The 15,168-nt window shown below is 54.5% G+C and carries 17 protein-coding genes; 9 read left to right on the top strand and 8 right to left on the bottom strand.

What is annotated here, in order from left to right; genetic code table 11:
- Nucleotides 1-128: 128 nt before the first annotated feature.
- Entirely contained in the window at nt 129-1,394 is a 1,266-nt protein-coding gene (gene fucP, locus ACCD05_RS06065; protein ID WP_413391926.1) for an L-fucose:H+ symporter permease, read from the top strand.
- Nucleotides 1,395-1,507: 113 nt separating this feature from the next.
- Here the strand turns inward: fucP and ACCD05_RS06060 are convergent, their stop codons facing one another.
- Nucleotides 1,508-2,365: a hypothetical protein gene (locus tag ACCD05_RS06060; protein WP_413391723.1), complete on the bottom strand. Its 858-nt coding sequence runs from the start codon at nt 2,363-2,365 to the stop codon at nt 1,508-1,510.
- Nucleotides 2,366-2,534: 169 nt separating this feature from the next.
- Between ACCD05_RS06060 and ACCD05_RS06055 the strand changes: the two genes are divergently transcribed.
- Nucleotides 2,535-3,332 (top strand): hypothetical protein, encoded by a 798-nt coding sequence (locus tag ACCD05_RS06055; RefSeq protein WP_413391721.1) that lies wholly within the window; start codon nt 2,535-2,537, stop codon nt 3,330-3,332.
- Nucleotides 3,333-3,349: 17 nt separating this feature from the next.
- Here ACCD05_RS06055 and ACCD05_RS06050 read toward each other — a convergent pair whose 3' ends face one another.
- The 4 genes from ACCD05_RS06050 to ACCD05_RS06035 all read right to left on the bottom strand — a co-directional run bounded on the left by ACCD05_RS06050 (nt 3,350) and on the right by ACCD05_RS06035 (nt 7,324).
- Entirely contained in the window at nt 3,350-4,282 is a 933-nt protein-coding gene (locus ACCD05_RS06050; RefSeq protein WP_413391719.1) for a DUF4365 domain-containing protein, read from the bottom strand.
- Between the two features lie 64 nt (nt 4,283-4,346).
- Nucleotides 4,347-5,021: a hypothetical protein gene (locus tag ACCD05_RS06045; RefSeq protein WP_413391717.1), complete on the bottom strand. Its 675-nt coding sequence runs from the start codon at nt 5,019-5,021 to the stop codon at nt 4,347-4,349.
- Between the two features lie 34 nt (nt 5,022-5,055).
- Nucleotides 5,056-6,015, bottom strand: coding sequence for a S1C family serine protease (locus tag ACCD05_RS06040; RefSeq protein ID WP_413391715.1), 960 nt, complete (start codon nt 6,013-6,015; stop codon nt 5,056-5,058).
- Between the two features lie 547 nt (nt 6,016-6,562).
- Nucleotides 6,563-7,324, bottom strand: coding sequence for an SDR family NAD(P)-dependent oxidoreductase (locus ACCD05_RS06035; protein ID WP_413391713.1), 762 nt, complete (start codon nt 7,322-7,324; stop codon nt 6,563-6,565).
- Nucleotides 7,325-7,415: 91 nt separating this feature from the next.
- On the opposite strand from ACCD05_RS06035, the gene ACCD05_RS06030 reads away from it, so the two are divergent.
- Nucleotides 7,416-7,967, top strand: coding sequence for a TetR/AcrR family transcriptional regulator (locus ACCD05_RS06030; protein ID WP_413391711.1), 552 nt, complete (start codon nt 7,416-7,418; stop codon nt 7,965-7,967).
- A 90-nt stretch (nt 7,968-8,057) separates the two neighbouring features.
- Here the strand turns inward: ACCD05_RS06030 and ACCD05_RS06025 are convergent, their stop codons facing one another.
- Both ACCD05_RS06025 and ACCD05_RS06020 read right to left on the bottom strand, forming a co-directional pair.
- The gene (locus ACCD05_RS06025) at nt 8,058-9,296 is read right to left on the bottom strand and encodes a hypothetical protein (RefSeq protein WP_413391709.1); all 1,239 of its coding nucleotides are present in this window, start codon (nt 9,294-9,296) and stop codon (nt 8,058-8,060) included.
- 101 nt (nt 9,297-9,397) lie between these two features.
- Nucleotides 9,398-9,610, bottom strand: coding sequence for a hypothetical protein (locus ACCD05_RS06020; protein ID WP_413391707.1), 213 nt, complete (start codon nt 9,608-9,610; stop codon nt 9,398-9,400).
- Nucleotides 9,611-9,783: 173 nt separating this feature from the next.
- On the opposite strand from ACCD05_RS06020, the gene ACCD05_RS06015 reads away from it, so the two are divergent.
- The 6 genes from ACCD05_RS06015 (at nt 9,784) to ACCD05_RS05990 (ending at nt 13,627) form a co-directional block, all read left to right on the top strand.
- Nucleotides 9,784-10,053 (top strand): hypothetical protein, encoded by a 270-nt coding sequence (locus ACCD05_RS06015; RefSeq protein ID WP_413391705.1) that lies wholly within the window; start codon nt 9,784-9,786, stop codon nt 10,051-10,053.
- Nucleotides 10,053-11,009, top strand: a complete 957-nt coding sequence (locus tag ACCD05_RS06010) for a hypothetical protein (protein WP_413391703.1) — start codon at nt 10,053-10,055, stop codon at nt 11,007-11,009. The genes ACCD05_RS06015 and ACCD05_RS06010 overlap by 1 nt, the downstream gene beginning before the upstream one ends.
- Before the next feature lie 2 nt (nt 11,010-11,011).
- The gene (locus ACCD05_RS06005) at nt 11,012-11,767 is read left to right on the top strand and encodes an adenylate/guanylate cyclase domain-containing protein (protein ID WP_413391701.1); all 756 of its coding nucleotides are present in this window, start codon (nt 11,012-11,014) and stop codon (nt 11,765-11,767) included.
- The gene (locus ACCD05_RS06000; RefSeq protein WP_413391699.1) at nt 11,764-12,384 is read left to right on the top strand and encodes a Pycsar system effector family protein; all 621 of its coding nucleotides are present in this window, start codon (nt 11,764-11,766) and stop codon (nt 12,382-12,384) included. The genes ACCD05_RS06005 and ACCD05_RS06000 overlap by 4 nt, the downstream gene beginning before the upstream one ends.
- A gap of 226 nt (nt 12,385-12,610) precedes the next feature.
- A complete protein-coding gene (locus tag ACCD05_RS05995; protein WP_413391697.1) occupies nt 12,611-13,051 on the top strand; it encodes a hypothetical protein in 441 nt (146 codons plus the stop codon).
- 138 nt (nt 13,052-13,189) lie between these two features.
- Entirely contained in the window at nt 13,190-13,627 is a 438-nt protein-coding gene (locus ACCD05_RS05990; protein WP_413391695.1) for a hypothetical protein, read from the top strand.
- Nucleotides 13,628-13,666: 39 nt separating this feature from the next.
- On the opposite strand, the gene ACCD05_RS05985 is transcribed toward ACCD05_RS05990, so the two are convergent.
- On the bottom strand, nt 13,667-15,145 hold the full coding sequence (locus tag ACCD05_RS05985; RefSeq protein WP_413391693.1) for a hypothetical protein: 1,479 nt from the start codon (nt 15,143-15,145) through the stop codon (nt 13,667-13,669).
- Nucleotides 15,146-15,168: the final 23 nt, after the last annotated feature.

The raw sequence follows: 15,168 nt of genomic DNA, 5'->3' as shown, positions 1-15,168 counted from the left end.
GTCAACACACCAAATCTTGGCGATGCCTACAAAAGTATGACAATTAAATCTGGTGTGCACTCACATAGCAGACGCCCGGATAGAGATCCGAACCGGGCACCCTTTCGAAAGCCCCCGTAATGTCCGCAATGCAAGATAATCCGGCCGCCTCGCCGATCGCTGTCCCCTCTTCATCTTCGAAGCAAGTCGGAGCCCTTATCGCTCTCACGTCCCTGTTCTTCATGTGGGGGTTCATAACCTGCCTCAACGATATCCTGATCCCCCATCTAAAGAACGTTTTTAAACTCAGCTATACTGAGACGATGCTGATCCAGCTCTGCTTCTTTGGCGCATACTCAATCGTCTCGATCCCGGCGGGCGCTCTCGTTAAGCGGATTTCCTACAAGTGGGGAATTGTCACTGGACTGGCGATCGCAGCGATAGGATGCGCACTGTTCATCCCAGCGGCCAGCTACCGGGTATACGCAATCTTTTTGGGAGCGCTCTTCGTTCTGGCGACAGGCGTCACCATTCTGCAGGTGGCCGCAAATCCGTACGTAACAGTGCTTGGCAAGCCTGAGACGGCGGCGAGCCGCCTCAACCTGACCCAGGCGTTCAACTCCCTTGGCACCACCCTTGCACCTCTTTTCGGTGCACTTCTTATATTGTCGGCAGCTACGGTTACAGTTGACGCCTCTCCAGAACAGCTGGACGCAGTGCGCGTCACAGAGGCAGCTGCGGTAAAGCTGCCATATCTGATCCTGGCCCTCGCTTTTCTTGTTCTCGCGGTTGTTTTCGCAGCATTGAAGCTTCCGAGCGTTACGGAGGAGGAAAGTGGCGGGGAACAGCTTCCCGGGAACTCAGCGTGGGATTATCGTCACCTTGTTCTGGGTGCCGTGGGTATCTTCGTTTACGTCGGCGCTGAAGTCAGCATTGGCAGCTTCCTCGTAAACTTCTTCGCGGAGCCGACGGTGGCCAACCTACCGGAAGCGGACGCTGCTCACTACGTCTCTTACTTCTGGGGTGGCGCAATGATCGGCCGGTTCATTGGATCGGCAGTTATGCGCTATGTCGATGACGGCAAAGCTCTCGCCTTCAACGCCCTTATTGCAGCCCTTCTGCTGGTCGTGACAGTGCTTACGACAGGGCACGTTGCGATGTGGTCCGTGCTCGTAATTGGGTTCTTCAACTCCATTATGTTCCCGACAATCTTCAGCTTGGCGCTACACGGGCTTGGCAGGCATACGAGTCAAGGTTCGGGTATTCTCTGCCTGGCGATCGTTGGCGGGGCCTTGATTCCTTTGCTTCAAGGGTTCTTGGCTGATACGATCGGCATCCACCTCGCGTTTGCGATGCCGATAGTGTGCTACCTCTTCATTGCTTACTATGGATTGATCGGATCGCGCCCAGCGTGAGCGTATAATCTTCTCAAAGCTCTCGGCGCTGGACGCCGGGAGCCGAAGAGGAGCTTATATGCGGATCGACCTAACGAAAATCGGCGGGGCGCTGCTCAGTTCGTCGATCTGGTCTACCGATACAGAACCTTAACGCAGTCGATGGACTGGAGAGCATGCGAGTAATCGTTTGCAAAAGTCGGAAGTCGTTGACGCTGCAGATCGATGAATTTCCCAAACGTGCGCTGCGCTCCGCACATAGCACCATCAAAGTTTTCGTGCCAAATGACGGCGTTGCATCCGCTACTGTTCAGGCAAGCAGCGGCCGTGTCGAGCTCATTGATCAGGATACTTGCGCTCTCTTTGGACTGCGAGTTCGAGAGGATGGTTGTCCTTGCCTTCGTCTGTCGGTCATGGACAAGGTCGTCGCGTTTCGCCGGTTCACTTTTCGCGGCAACGATCATGTCGATTGTCGGCTTCACGTTCTTCAATGCAGGCGAAAGAACCGCGTATAACGGCTTGGTATGATCATTGAAAGCGTCGCTAGCGGCGTTAGCCTTGTCGACACCGATCTTATCGGTCCAGCGATCTACGATAATCGTCCAGATTTTTTCGATCTTGGTCAAACCGTCAGCTGTATAGACCATCGCCCCAAAGGTTGTTCCGATCGCGATCCCGGCAGCCAACAGCGCTGCCTTCATCTTGAAGCCTGAAGGCTTCCCCGGATCGTGAAGGTCGCGTTGGCGCATATCCGGCGGAAAGTATGCCTTTCCACTAATGATATCATACGGCGAAGGAACACGACCCCCGTCGACGGCAGCGCGACCGCGAAACTCGCTGTAAGATCCAGCGTATGAGTTCGTTACAATCATGAAAACCTCCTGAGCGACAATCGTTTCAAAGGCGAGTTCGGCATTAGACAATGCTACTCGTGGCTTGGAGACGAAATCGCGACTGATGCCACCGAACGATTTCGCCAACACAATGATCATAATTCGAAAAATCGTTTAATAACAGAGCCTTAATTATTCAAAACTCCGCAATAACTGGACAGATCTGTGCAAAGACTGCGCAAAACTGTGCACGCCACCGGCTCGCTACGACAGCTTGTGCAACTGAAGTCTGTGTGTAACCATTGCTTGGAGAACAAGGGGGAAGACTTTGGTTTCGGTTGAGTGGGTGGACGCGGTCAGAAAACTGACCAAAGAAGCATTCGATGCGCAATCTGAAGGCTGGAAGGAATTCGAAGGTGAGTTGGGCCATAGACGGGCCAAGGATGTAGCCCACAGCCGTTGGACGCCGACAAGGGAATACGCATATGTACTTTGCAAGCATGTGCGACGCGCGTCTCTCGTGAGTGAGATAAATCCAGTTATTGACGAGGACGGCCTTTACGCCCAGTTCGAGCGACAAGCGTACATCGGTACGCCTTTCCTAACTGACATGGCGATCAACGACACGGCTGTAACTCGATCGACCAAGTACAGCGGCAACTATCGCCTGATTATCGCGAGCGATGCGGATGAGTATGCAGTGTACTACTGCCTCCTTCGGAAGGCAGTAGGCCCTGATGGTGCGCCCCAGTTTGTCATGTGGAGAGAGACAGAAGCCAATGAACGACGAACTTATCGTGGAGCCTTTTTTGTCAATGACGAAAAGCTTTATCTCGTCGGCGGCCGTCGAGAGTCAATTGATCTGCGCATGTTCATTTTTCGGATCAATGTAGGCGAGAACGATAACGACTATCGTGGTCTCTCGCTGTTTGTGTCAAGTAGCGAAGATTTAACAGCGGCAAAATGCGTTTTAGAGAGAATGCGAAAGACTGCTCCCGGCAGTCCAATTGCACCCAAGCTACGTCGATTGATTACAGCCAGAGAGCTGAGCGAGATCTCATCATCAGCCTCCCGATTTCTCGCAACGGACAATAATGCTCTCGTCGTGTCTCCCGAGTTCGACTGATTAGCGCGTCTCGGCGCTCACCCATCCTCGGCAACACGCCGGTTAAACATCATGTCGTTGTATTCGTCTTCACTGAGTTGGTCATCCGGTTCGTACGGGATGTCCAACTCTTGCTCGGCGGGATATCCAGCCTCAAAAAAGCGCTCGACCTGGAGATAAGCTATCGCCTCCGCTCTCAGCTCAACGCTTAAGACGTGCAGGTTGACCTCTCCCATTTGGTCGGTGACGTCCTCCGCATAGCTATACGTGCACCATGGAAACAGCTTCGCCATTATCTCAGGCAGCCCACTAGCTGACAAACGATAATCAACCTCCAAGTCTGGCTTTAGGGACCTATCTCCATCGATATGGATTCTTAGGTTTCGCCAAGTCAGCCCTTTGTTGACCCACTCTTCCCATACGAATATCGCAGGATCGCCTGTCTTCTCGATTTCCTCGATCAGTTCGCGATCAAGCGCGAAGTTCGACCGCATCATCGATCGGGGATCGTTAGAGGTGAAACGCTCGAAAAATGCCTTAGCGGACGCATCGAGCGCGTTCTTCTTAGGAACTTTGATTTTCCACCCTTTTCGAGTGGGCTCACACAACCGCCGCTCGACCTTCACCCACAGAAAGACCTGTTTCTTTGGATCGGCGAGGATCAGGTACACCGGAAGATCGTACTTGGTCCAATATTCAAGATGTCTGTTCTTGATCGTCACGGCGTAACTATCGCCGAAACTTCGAAAGTAAGACGCTCCAGTCTTGATTTGTAGGGCAATCAACCGACCAGTGGGCTCGTCGTTGTCGAGGATTTCAACGATCGCGTCGATGCCCACGTCGGACACTTCCTGCGGCCGAAAGAACCACTCGAAATCGTCTCCGAGGAAGATGGAGCCGACCGCATGGACACCACTTCGATTGGTCCTCTCCGTCCTCGCGCTCCCAGCCCTTTCTCGATCGCTCGACACTCGTATGCTCCAGGTTGTTTGCAGGCATTAAAGGCGCGGCCCTGAACAAGCCGATACAGTTGACTTAATTTCCGTCGGCTTCTTCGCCAGTCTTCGGGAAGAGTTGCAATACATTTGTGCCATTCGTACGGATCACCGGGCTAGCCTTGCGACGATCAGCATTGCGCTCCCCGACACTCTGGATCGCGGCCGCCAAACCCTCTCGCTGATTGTAATAATCTGGCTTTGCGGGCAAGGTCAGGTCGAACTCTTCAAGCATCCTTTCGATTATGTCGAGTGCCTCAGCTGCCAGCCCAGCGTACCCTTCCTGACGTCGTTCAAAGAAACCATCATAGTTCGGCATGGAGAGATCAAGGGTGTCCAGCGCGTTGGAGAGGTTCTTTACCCTGTTGGAAAGCCAAAGAACCTCTTGTGCTAGGTCCGTCCCCAAGATGCTCCAATCGACATCTTTCGGTAGCGAAAGGCGAGGATCTGGTACATGGAACGCGAATTCTCCCTCGTCCATTGGGTTGAACTCAGCGGTGTCAGTGATAGCTGCATAGCTAGCGCCCGCAAAATCGTCCAGCGCCAATACCGTCAACATTGCTAAGCTACGCGCTTCCTGCTTCGGCTGCCGATGCAAACCCATCTTAGCAAGGCGAGCGAGGTTAGGAAGAACGGTTCCGGCGGCAAAACAGCCAGCGCCAATCAACGCTCCAATCGCCATGATCCCCTGGGTTGTCTCGAAAAACTGCGTCAAATGTCACCTCACTTAACTGGAGACGTAAGTGGCGTCACGATGCACGCGAAGACGGAATCAGTGTTTTCCGCTCAAGTGTGCCCTGAACCGAAAAGATAAGAAACTCCGTTTCCTCACCGATCCTGTCGCCATCGAGCAATCGGACGACATCGTCGATCCCTGCTACCGCTGACCCATTGATGGCTAGGACCAGATCGCCCTCCTGCAGCCCACCTGAGCGGGCGGGGCTATCGGGTTCAATGCGTCTGATCCGGACAGATGTTGTCTGAAGTGACCCTGCGGCGAAGGCGATCTTGCGGTGAAGGTCGACGGTATCGGCTGCGATCCCGATATAGCCCCGGCGCACGCGGCCAAACCGCAGTATCTCGGACACCACGTAGTTGGCGGTGTTGGAAGCAACGGCAAATGCAATGCTCTGTGCGCCCTGGATGACTGCCGTGTTCACACCGACAACCTCGCCGGACGAGGAGACGAGCGGCCCTCCAGAATTCCCAGGGTTCAGCGCAGCGTCAGTTTGAATGACGTCATCGATCAATCGGCCATTGGAGGCTCGCATTGAGCGCCCGAGCGCCGATATGATACCGGCTGTCACCGTCCACTCGAAACCAAGCGGGTTTCCGATAGCTACGGCAATGTGCCCTCGCCTCAGCCTCTTGGAGTCGCCAAGCCGGGCCCATGATCCTACGCTGGTGTTTGCCCTTACGAGGGCTATGTCGGTATCGGGATCGCGACCCAATACCCTACCCTCAGTGGTCAGCCCCTCGGCCGTTTTGATCCGCACGGCCTTAGCGTCGTTGACGACGTGATTGTTGGTGATGATGAGACCGTCGGGCGAAATCGCGAAGCCTGAGCCATGCCCGCCCTTTCCGCCGATCCGCTCGATGCGGCTGACCGCTGGGCCAACCAGGTCTACAGCACCTGCTATCGTTTTCGAATAGCTGTCCAACAACTCCCCGTCGTCGGCGGCGCTGATATTCTTCTCGATGATACCCATTCTGATTTCCCGGACGTCTTCAGGCGTCGTTGCTGAGGACCGGCAGCAGCTGCTCTGGCAAGGAGCTGTCAGTTCAAAAATTGAAGTCAACATATCAAGTGAGATCGACGAGACGCGCTTTCAAGGACCGAGACAGTGCATGAGGGCAACTGGGAAAAGGGGCCGCCTCAGGGCGGATGGAGGCGGCCCAACGCGGAAGATATTATCCGCGAGCACACGACGGTGGAGAAACGTCGCGGCGATCACTTCGCGGTCATGAGGGAGGATAGCGAGGTGATGGGGTGAACGTACGCTACTCCGCGTCATCCACCATCATACTTAGGTATGCAGCCGCCACGAGGCCGCCGCCCAATGGATGGAGGCGAGTGCCGCTCGGCAAACCCCAATCGTTATCGCCGGTTCCTGTTGCTCGGTGGACAGATGAGCGCCGCCCACCACTCTATCGGAACCAACAAAGTTAGTGCAGCGATGGATAGCCGCTGCAGGCTGCTCAACGAAGGTTCGCGGCCCGCAGATCGATGAAGGCTACGGAAGCGTCAGTGCGGCATCAGCTTACGCTCTGCCCTCCATCGACGATAATTGTCTGCCCGTTGACGTATGACGCTCGGTCGGACAACAGAAATAGAGCCACCTGTGCCATTTCCTCCGGCTCAGCCAACCGGCCAAGCGGAATGTTGGGCGCGAAAGGATGGGTCTCGCCGCCAGCGTCATCTTTACCGATCCTCTTCTCCGTCATTTCCGTTCGAGTGATCGAAGGATTAATAGAATTCACTCGGATTCCGAAAGGACCCAGCTCGACGGCAGCGGCGCGCGACAAAGACACGATGCCGCCCTTGCTAGCGCTGTAAATGGAAGTGCCCGGAAACGCGATCGTCGACAGAACCGAACCATTGAGCACAATGGACCCAGATCCCTGTCGCTTCATCTGCTCAGCTTGCGCTCGAAGGCTAAAAAACGCCGCTTTGAGGTTGGTATCGATAATGCGATCCCATGTCGCGATATCCAAAGTCTCGATTGGGCCTCCACCGGACACCCCTGCGTTATTGAACGCGGCATCAAGTCTACCGTAATGCGACACAACCTTCTTGACCGTCTCGGGTATCTTCTCGATCTCCGCGAGGTCAGCCTGGATGAAGATTGCTTCACCTCCGGTGGCAATGATCTCCTGGGCAACAGCTTCGCCCTCTGCAGACCGGCGGCCTGTTAGGGCAACGCTGGCACCCTCCCTTGCGAATAGCAAAGCGCTAGCTTTGCCAATCCCAGAGGTGCCGCCGGTGATTAGCGCAACCTTACCATCTAGCATACCCATGATACCGTCCTTATATGTTGGTCAACATCTACTCACAATAGATGATGTCCTTCATCTAAAAATGCAAGGTGCGGTAATGGGAAGAGCTTCTTTGAAAAACGCGGCCGAAAACCGCTCACGTGTTGTGAAGGCCGCCTCGTCATTGCTCAGGCAGAACGGCGTCGATGGGCTGCATATTGATGGGCTGATGGCAGAAGCGGGCCTGACGCGTGGCGGCTTCTATAAGATGTTCGGATCTAAGGACGCTCTCAATGCCGAAGCGTGCACGAGCGCATTCGAGGGGGCGTCGAACTCGTGGGAAACCATTTTGGCTGGAGCTGAGAAAGGGCGTCTTCGAAGGCTGGCGGACTATTACTTTGAGCCGAAACCCGCTGGTAGTCAGTGTCCCTTGGCCGCGCTGTCAGGGGATGCGGCTCGAGCGCCGAGTGACAGCCCGCTCCGGCAGGCCTTCACAGCCGGACTCCAAAAGCTGGTTGGGCTTCTGAGCAAAGACAAAAAGAAAGACGAGGAGTTAGCCGCGTTGGCTGCCATGGTTGGTGCCCTTGTCCTGGAGCGGGCCAGCGATGACAAGGACCTCGCAAATGCCATCCGTTCCGCAGTCTTGCGGTTAGCCTCAGGGGACGGCGACCCATCCGGAGCATGACATTTCTCACCGCACCCTTATTGGCCGATAATGGCTGCGGATCGAGCCGCCCGCCGTGACCGGATTGGGGCTGTCGGCCAAACCGGTTCCCTACCCCTTGTCGATCTCACTGAGGGCTGACCGAATGCGGGGTCTCAAGCAGTTTACGAAAGCATTCGTGCGCTCTCGAAGCCAACTAAGGGCATTCTGCCGATCTTCCACATTATTGAGGTCGCGTAGAACGAGCCGCTGCGAGATTTCTGGACGATCACCCGAAAAGTCCACCGTAGCGCCAGGTAGCTCATTCGAAATGTCATCAGCCTGATCCGACAACAATCTAGATGCGCGTTCACCCGGAGAATTCACATTCGATGACAGGGTAAGACCCACGGCGTTATACCGGACATCCCGATATACAGTAATCCAGCTTGAGCCGCCCGGTGCTCCAAGCTTGAAAACGACATGACCGCCTAGTGATGGAGAAGGCAGCATTTGTTCGGGATCGTCAAGCTTGAGGCCTTCAAGGAACTCGCTCCAGAATGAATACCGGATCTCTCGGCGACGCTCCCTCGCCTCGGCTCTTTCCGGTGTTTCCGCCGCACTGTACGCAGTTTCCCCCTCATCGTCCTCGGCCTCCGCGATAGTCATCCCATCGGGAATGCTGATGACTGTCCGGGTTATCGTTTGCGTTCTGGCCAACACTCGTGGGACGACGAGCTTCTCCCCGGATGGGGTCGAGTACACCGGCATTTCTACTAAGCCCAGCGTGAAATGGAGGCCAGCGTGGATCTGAAGGTAATCCGCGATTGCCTCCACCCCTTCCCTAATGCCATCGCCAACAATGAGCAGAAGAAATCGACCTCGCCGCAAGTTGAACGTCAAAGCGTCATTAAAGGCGATCTCGTCTACCTCGTGCCCTGCCTCACGAACTAGGTCCAGAACGACGCTGCCCTTCCGACCCGTCCGCTTACTTACTTCCCGCTGCACATCGGAAGACGACCATTTTGTCAGTTCTTTCGAATAGTCGAGGATCTGGCCAATCACCTCACGGCGGCCTTCCGGATTACGCCACAATTTGCATTCGACGATAATTGGCAGTCCCGACGGTGTAATGAGGAAGTTGTCGATCGGTCCGGCGGGTGTCGTAAGCTCCCGACAGATAGCAATTGCTCCAGCAAACATCGGATCGATTTCGCCTATCGGCAGGCACAATGGATGACGATGGATAAGCTCCTGTATGTCGCTTTCGCTCATTCCATGACCGGCCAGTCCAAGCCCAAGAGGCACCGCGCGAGCCACCGCCCCACCGTCAGCCGAGATAATAAGCGGTGTCGCATGCTGCCTGCTCATGCAGTGATCCTCCCTATTGGCGAGCTGCTTACTATACGCAGGTCGCGCCCGATAATGTCTCCGCGCTCATTCCTAGCGTTTGTCGCAGTGAGCTTGACTGGCTAAGATGGTGAACCGCTGAGGAATTCGATCGTAATCGCTTGTTCCTGTTGCTGGGTGGACAGATGAATATCGTCGACCTCCGCGTCGGGGCCAACGACCTCGAAATCCGTGGGTGTCCGATCCTCGAACATCCTGTAGGCGGTCATCGCAGCCTTGGCAGGATCGTCAGCTTCGATGAGCAAGGTACGAGAGGAAACTCTGTAGAACGGCATGCATTTCCCCGCGATTCGGAAACCACTCATCTAGTATCGCAATTCGTCAGGCGGAACAGCCGCCATTTCAACCCGCCTTTCGGTTGGTGAGTGCCCCGACTAATCGAGAGACAAGAGCGTAGATCTGCGGATCAATGTCGCTGGCATCAAGCGTCGCGAACGTCGCTCGACGAATGGAAACCGATGCAACCTACCATTATTTCATGGCGGTCATCGAAGCTCGTAGCGTCCCGCAGTTGCCACCGTTTGTTGGCTTGAAGAGCAAAAATGAGCAAGCTGCTAAGCGAGTGCTTCAGCAAAATTTTTTTGCCCTCAAACTTTGCTCCAATGTACAAGAGAAAAACACCAACCAGAAGATGATGTTGAAGGCGACAGGACACCGAACATATCCAGAACCTGTAAAAGTTGATACAGTGGGTTCCTCTCAATGTGAGTCGAAATAGTGTCCGGTAAAGAAGATTGGCATGATAAGGATGACGGTGGGCGAACCCGCGCCCGCTTCGATTTCGTCATGGAAACGATCTCGACGAACGATAAAACGCGCACCGCGTACCTCAGTATAAAGCCTGACCCTCGCCGATACTCAGAAATTATGGTGGAGGGAAAACCTCATTACCTTGATAATTTCCTCAAAAACGTCATTCCAGTCGAAGAAGTTCAGCGCATGGCCGCTGAACACCTGCGCGGTTTGCCAGTCCATTACAAGCCTCCAACAATTGGCTCCGCGAGAAAGTACGCTGGCGCGCGGCGCAATGCCCTTGACGCCGAACTTGCCGGTGCGGGCTATGAGCCGCCAAAAGAGAAAGCTGCTCCTCATACCCCGATAGTGGCTTCCGATGTCCCGAGCTATTTGAGCTTTATCTCTGTGGACCTTTGCGGAAGTACGTCGCTTCGGCGGAAGGACGCCAAGCGATTTGAGGAGGCTTACGAGATATTCTTGCGTGAGCTAGCGACCGTCGTAGGGCAGTTCCATGGCAGTATTTTAAAAACCACGGGCGATGGCTTTATTGCCTATATCGACTATCCCGCGTACACGACGCAATGCGATAACACAATTGACCTAGGCCTAACGATTCTTACTGTTCTTCGCGATTCAGTAAATCCAGCTCTCTCCGAAGTCGGGTTACCTGAGTTGCATGTCCGGATCGGCGCGGACTACGGCGCGGCTACAATAAGGTCTGTTATGATCGCGACGACCGGCTTTGCTACCAGCGAGGTTAGTAGCGACGCTCTCAATCGATCGGTGAAAATTGAACAGTCCTGTGCGCGTGACGAGTTCAGGATCGGTCGCGCTTTGTATGAATTGATCCATACTCAATGGTTGGTAAGATGCACCGAGGCGGAATTTGACGGATCGGAAGTCGGTATCGAAAACTATCAAATTTACATTGTAAGGTGATCGTGTCGATTTTTCTTCGCCTCTCTAAAACCTATTTTGAACGCCAACTGGCCCGCAATCTCGCTGCCGCTAAGCAAATTAGTGAGAGAAGCGCCGTTACCGCCGGTCGCGTTATCCCAGACGCAACAGACCTGCCTATTCACGCGGGCCGCAGATTAGACGCGGCAGTGATGTTTCTCGATATAAGCAAATTTTCTTCCCGGCCTTCGTCCACCGACGCCGAGCAAGAGAACTTGCTCAGAATTCTGTCTCTCTTTTTCACGGAAATGATACGGGTCATCGAAGATTACGGCGGCTATCTGGAAAAGAATACGGGCGACGGACTGATGGCATATTTCACGAAAGAGGCTGGGGACACCGTGTCCGTTCAACAGAAGGCCGTATCGGCTGCGCTGACTATGTTCACAGCAGCGGCTGAAATCGTGAACCCACTCATAATTGCGTCAAATCTTGTTCCGATAGATTTCCGAATCTGCATTGATCATGGTCCTATCACCGTTGCGAAGGTCGGCGCAGCCAGAGGATTCAATGGAATCGTTGCGATAGGGGCGACCGCAAACATAGCGAGCAAGATGCTTGCCGTCGCTGACGCGAATACCCTGCTGCTTGGTCAATCAATGCTTTCCGGCCTTCCTGCGAACTGGTTGCAAAATTGGGTAACTCTCAAATCTGCTGACACGGGTTGGATTTTTACCGAAACTGGAAAGCCGTATGGGTTTTGGCAATATAACGGAAGATGGAAGGTTCCCACAGAATGAGCGACGACTTGAAACCTTCCTCAACGCCAGCCCCGTCTCAGGTTCGCGACGCCATTTTAAATGCACCAACCCTGCGGGTGCCGGAACATGGAGTGAGCACCGTCACCTCCACAAGTGACGTGACACTCAATGAACAGCATCTCGCTTTCGCTGAATTTCAAGAGGAATACGTCAGAAATTATATCACTTTGGCAGACACTAAGGCGGCCTGGGCTTTTACGATAGGCTCTGGTGTTCTTGCATACCTACTTGGTAACGACACCGTACAGGCCGTCCTGGTAAAGCCAGAGTGGACGGCATTTTTTGTCCTTACTTTAACTACCGTGCTCCTGCTATCGCTGTCCGCTGTCTTCTCATTTATGGTCGTAGCTCCGCGTTTGATGTCGGCTTCCGGCGAAGGAATCGTCTTTTTTGGAGCGGTTGCGAAACATTTCGATGCGGTAAGCTATATCAAGGATGTGGCATCCCATTCCGCTAGCGAGCTTGCCGAAGTCAGGCTGAAACACTGTTTTGATGTTTCGCGCGTATGCGCGAAAAAATACGATAGCCTCCGGAAAGCTATTTGGTTTGGCCTGCCAGCCATCAGCGGAGCCCTAGCCGTAATATTAGCGAAATAGTCTCTGTTCACACGGGAATGCATTCTCACGCTCTTGCAGCAACATCCCTTACGGCCTAACTTCTGAGCTTCTGATGAGCAATAACTCATCGTGGGCTTCGCAGGGCTAACATCGGCTTTGAACGATCGCCAGGTCGCGGAATTAACATCCCCGGGAACACCCTTCCAATCTCCCAAAGAGATCGCCTCGGAAAAGGCCGTCAATGAGAGCATCCTGCGCTTCGAGCTTGGCCGCCAATCTGGCCCGTCATAGTCAATACCTGGTTGTTATCACTGTTCTAGTAGAACGGAAATGGCTGAAGGCGAGCAACCAGAATACAGCGAACCGGCGACACACCGCTCAGTCTGTGAGTAATTTCTTGGAGGTGCTGGCGGCGAAGGGGCTGAAGAAGCGATTCCTTGCCGAAGCCCCCAAGACCAAGACGGTGCTCGCGGCCGGGCAGACTGACGAAATCGTGCGGAGCGCGAGAGGCTTTTTCGCCAAAGCCGGGGTCAAACCTGATGTGCTTGCCAGCCGTATCGATAAGCTGGCCGCGAATAAGACGAATGTCCCCACTGAGATCTGGCAGGCATCGTTAACCGTCGAGCCAGACCTCATGGAGTTCGCCCGAGCTTTCGTGTCGAGCCATAATCTTACCGCCGATTTCAAGACCACAAAAAGCCTCTAAGCGGGCAAATGCGGTGACGGTAAGGAATGCCCACCCGGAATTTAACGAAGACGCACCTGCTCGTACTTATCCGGCAGGTTGCGAGACCGCCTTGTAGGAAGTCGAGTTCTTGCTTTGTTCTAAACTGAGTGCTACTCGTTGGCGATGGACAAGAAGGCCTTCCTCCAGCGCGAGTATGACAGCATTGTTGCGTCGGGCGCACCTATCTGCGAGCGGTGGCGGCGAGATTTTGCCTCGTTTTACGAGGATTTGATCGACGCAACCCCATCCCATGCCTCAAGACGATTCTTGGCCTTGAAGGTACCTGAGATTGGCTTCGAACCGGAGAACGTGGAATGGCACTTTCGACGGCCCCCTGGTCGGGTGGTGCCCGAAAGCAAGAAGCCCAAGTCACGTCAATCAGCTAAAACGGCCAAACCACGAAAGCGGGCGACCGCCAACACCAATGCGAAGAGGGAGCAGGCAAAGCGAGATGAGGCAGAGCGGCTGAAGGTAGAACGTCGTAGGATGATTGCCGAGCAATTTCGACAGTGGGAGGAAAAGCGGCAGGCAAAAATTGATGGATCCAATTTTTGATCCGTAATCAATAGGGACGCCCATCTTCCGCAGCAAATGCTAGGGCGCTGCCTGCGACGTGGCGGCCGCGAGACGAGCAGATCTTATCCAGGAGAAGAAGGCTTCTGTTCCATCGATAGCGCTGCCGGTCGCGATATATTCGTCCAGCCACACCGAAAATTCGAGAAGCAAGATACGGGTTAGCTCTTCGACGTCTTCATAGCTGATCGTCTGACCGCTTTTGTTTGCAGGAAGATCGAACTGGATGGTGGGCCAGGTACCATGAAGCACCCGAGAACGTGCTGTTGTGATTGCCTCGATGAATTGCTCGACAGTAAGTGACTTTCCCGTTCCGATCAGATCGGCACCGGTCAACCCGAGAAACACTTCGAAGCTTTCGTGAAGCCGTCGTTTGCTGCCGCTCAGGCTCGCAGCGCGAAGGAGCACCTCGATCGCCGTTTCCAGTTTCGCGACCGCAACGGTATCAAGGGTCTCAGCCAACGCCTCGTGGTACCAGTAGGCCGCATTGCACCATGCCTCTTCGAGATCAGGGACGGAGCTTGAACCGTCAAGGAACGCTGAGAGACGATTTCCCATCGATCGCAGGCTCGGCCCCACTTCCCGGATGTGCTTGTCAGTCATCAAGGGCGAACGCGTCAGTGCGGGTGTCAGATTTTGTACGCCGGGACTAAAACCAGCGTCCTCGGTCCATGACATGTCTGCTCGCCATGCTGGCGAGGTTCTAGCCGAGGCACGGGTAATAGCACGCATATCCTTGCTCGGCGAAACCAACTGGATCGCTGCGAGGGCAATATCAGATAAAAGGTCTGCTGCTCGAATAGATTCGTCGGGCGGCCGTCCTGTCACTTTTACGAATGCAACCCACGGCGCGGCGCGTTCAGTCGCGAACTGAGCGAATCTGGAGAATTGAAATCCGCCGATCTTTTCTCGCTCAACCGGCCTTCGCCGGATTGCAGCCCAGACATCACGGCACCACTGCCTCCACAGCGGTGGAGCCTTGGGCCAAAACTCCTCGCGTGAAATTCCAGAGCCTTCGGTGGGGAGCTCGGAAAAATGGCGAAACGTCACTGGCCCAACGTCGAAAGAGGGGATGGCGAAGGGATAAATGGTACAAGGCACAAGGTGCTGACGGACTTGGGTGAAGGCCCCCAACCACTCAGCAATGGCCCGTTCAAAGGTGTCGAAATCGGATTTTTCGGGTTGCGATGCACCCCTTTCGCGCCAGGTCTGCAAAATATCACGTCTCATGACGTTCGCGAGCGTAACGTTGCTTACGCGACTACTATGGTGGCTCAAGGCAGGTCGGAATGTCTTCGCGAGCGAGTTGACCGCCGCAACGCCTGCAGCCGTGTATCCAGTAATGGTATTATTTCTGGGATCGATTGAAGCAGTTACGAGCCCGTGCTGCCGCAACAGATCGGAGAGATCGCTAGTGTCCAATGGCGAGGAGCCTGCGACGCTGATTGTTTTAATTTCATCTAGCGCCTGCCGGTAAAGCGCTTCCTGATCAGGCGTCATATTCTATCCACACTGTGTCGTAG

Origin of the sequence: Rhizobium sp. Rhizsp42 (genome assembly GCF_047304155.1) — a bacterium.
In the GTDB taxonomy this organism is placed as follows: Bacteria; Pseudomonadota; Alphaproteobacteria; order Rhizobiales; family Rhizobiaceae; genus Rhizobium.
This window is presented reverse-complemented; position numbering and strand designations above follow the sequence as displayed.

What these genes read in the sequence shown, in the direction of transcription:
- ACCD05_RS06000 (WP_413391699.1), top strand. Translation starts at nt 11,764, where the DNA reads ATGAGCGACGACTTGAAACCTTCCTCAACGCCAGCCCCGTCTCAGGTT.
- ACCD05_RS06020 (WP_413391707.1), bottom strand. Translation starts at nt 9,610, where the DNA reads ATGCCGTTCTACAGAGTTTCCTCTCGTACCTTGCTCATCGAAGCTGAC.
- ACCD05_RS06040 (WP_413391715.1), bottom strand. Translation starts at nt 6,015, where the DNA reads ATGGGTATCATCGAGAAGAATATCAGCGCCGCCGACGACGGGGAGTTG.
- ACCD05_RS06060 (WP_413391723.1), bottom strand. Translation starts at nt 2,365, where the DNA reads ATGATCATTGTGTTGGCGAAATCGTTCGGTGGCATCAGTCGCGATTTC.
- ACCD05_RS06015 (WP_413391705.1), top strand. Translation starts at nt 9,784, where the DNA reads ATGGAAACCGATGCAACCTACCATTATTTCATGGCGGTCATCGAAGCT.
- ACCD05_RS06025 (WP_413391709.1), bottom strand. Translation starts at nt 9,296, where the DNA reads ATGAGCAGGCAGCATGCGACACCGCTTATTATCTCGGCTGACGGTGGG.
- ACCD05_RS05985 (WP_413391693.1), bottom strand. Translation starts at nt 15,145, where the DNA reads ATGACGCCTGATCAGGAAGCGCTTTACCGGCAGGCGCTAGATGAAATT.
- ACCD05_RS06035 (WP_413391713.1), bottom strand. Translation starts at nt 7,324, where the DNA reads ATGGGTATGCTAGATGGTAAGGTTGCGCTAATCACCGGCGGCACCTCT.
- fucP (WP_413391926.1), top strand. Translation starts at nt 129, where the DNA reads ATGCAAGATAATCCGGCCGCCTCGCCGATCGCTGTCCCCTCTTCATCT.